1 protein-coding gene is annotated in these 1,430 nt (G+C 57.8%); it reads left to right on the top strand.

Annotated elements, in window-relative coordinates; translation table 11 throughout:
- The first annotated feature begins 224 nt into the window (after positions 1 to 224).
- Positions 225 to 1,223 carry an IS110 family transposase gene (locus G9463_RS23635; protein WP_165897997.1) on the top strand — a complete coding sequence of 333 codons (999 nt, stop codon included), beginning with the start codon at positions 225 to 227 and terminating at the stop codon, positions 1,221 to 1,223.
- Positions 1,224 to 1,430: the final 207 nt, after the last annotated feature.

Genomic DNA, 1,430 nt, shown 5'->3' with positions numbered 1-1,430 from the left:
TGACTTGATGGAAACGCTGCTATCCCAAGAGAGCGTGAACTAAGACATGGGGCGCAAGAGACCGACCGCTATTCCGTGCCATCGAGCACGTCGTGTTGACTGGTCCGTGTGCGAAGGAAGCCGAGTCATGGGCGTTACAGCCCGGATGCCGCGCCCGCGGCATCCGGGAAAGCCCGAATAGGTGAATCTCTGCTTCACGCACTGGCGTCCCGGGTGAACAGACAATGTACCTTGGAATTGATGTCCACAAACGGTACGCACAGGTGGCAGTAATGGATGAGGCTGGGGAGATCGTCGAAGAGGTTCGCGTCGAGAACGCGAACCTCGACGACCTCGCCCAGCGGTACGCTGGTGCCGAAGCCGCACTCGAAGCGACCAGCAATTACTACCACATCCACGATACGCTGTCCGAACATTTGGATGTGACTGTCGCTCACCCGAAGGAGCTGAATCAGATTGCTAACTCGGACAAGAAAACCGATCGCGTCGACGCAAAAGAACTCGCGCGGATGGTGCGGCTGAACTCGGTGCCAGAGAGTTATGTTCCGACCGACGAGATCAGGGAAGCCCGCGCACTCGTGCGCGGGCGACAGACCCTAGTCGAAAACCGGACAAAGTACGCCAACAAGATTCACGGACTTCTCTCCGATCACGGCATCACTGAGGACGTGAAGCCGTTGAACAAGGAGGGACGAGAGTTCCTCCGGGAACTCTCGCTCCCGACGCCGTGGGACGCGTTGCTGGAGTCGTATCTCGAACTGATAGAGACGCTCACCGAGGAGATACAGGAACTCGAAGAAACGATCGAGGAGCGCGCTGGGTCTCTGAAGGAGACCCAGCTGCTGATGACCATTCCCGGCGTGAGTTACTATACGGCGTTGACGATTTACGCCGAGTTAGGCAAGATCAGTCGGTTTGACGGTGATAAATCGGTTGTCAGCTACGTGGGATTGAACCCGGTGATCCGCGAGTCAGGAGACTCGCGGATCGAAGGGAGTATTTCGAAACGTGGATCGGGTCGTGTCCGGTGGTTGCTCGTCCAGGCTGCAAACACAGCAGTTCACACCTGTAACGATGAGTACCTGAGCCGGTTCTATGAGCGGTTAGCTAGCCGGAAGAACTCACAGAAGGCAATCGTCGCCTGCGCTCGGAAAATGCTGGTGTCGATCTACCACATGCTAGACCGGGGCGAAGTATACGACCCGCCTGATGTGAGTTCATAGAGGAGGGAACTGAGGGCCGCCGGGCGGGCGGCCCTCAGTGGCCGGTCGGGGCCAGCGTTAGCAACAGCTATCGCCAGACTGCGACCGCACCGCCTGAAGATATCGGCCGCCTGCCGGCTGGGAGAGCCGCAGACTACAGGACGGCGCAAATATTTTGTCGATAACGGTGGTTCGTCTAGGTAGCAGCGTTTCCATAGGTGAATAGCG

The organism is Haloarcula sp. JP-Z28, assembly GCF_011440255.1.
In the GTDB taxonomy this organism is placed as follows: Archaea; Halobacteriota; Halobacteria; order Halobacteriales; family Haloarculaceae; genus Haloarcula; species Haloarcula marismortui.
The sequence above is the reverse complement of the archived record's forward strand: the minus strand, read 5'-3'. Positions and strand labels throughout refer to the sequence as shown.

Bases quoted from the DNA above. Each gene is read 5' to 3' on its own strand.
- G9463_RS23635 (WP_165897997.1), top strand. From the start codon at position 225: ATGTACCTTGGAATTGATGTCCACAAACGGTACGCACAGGTGGCAGTA.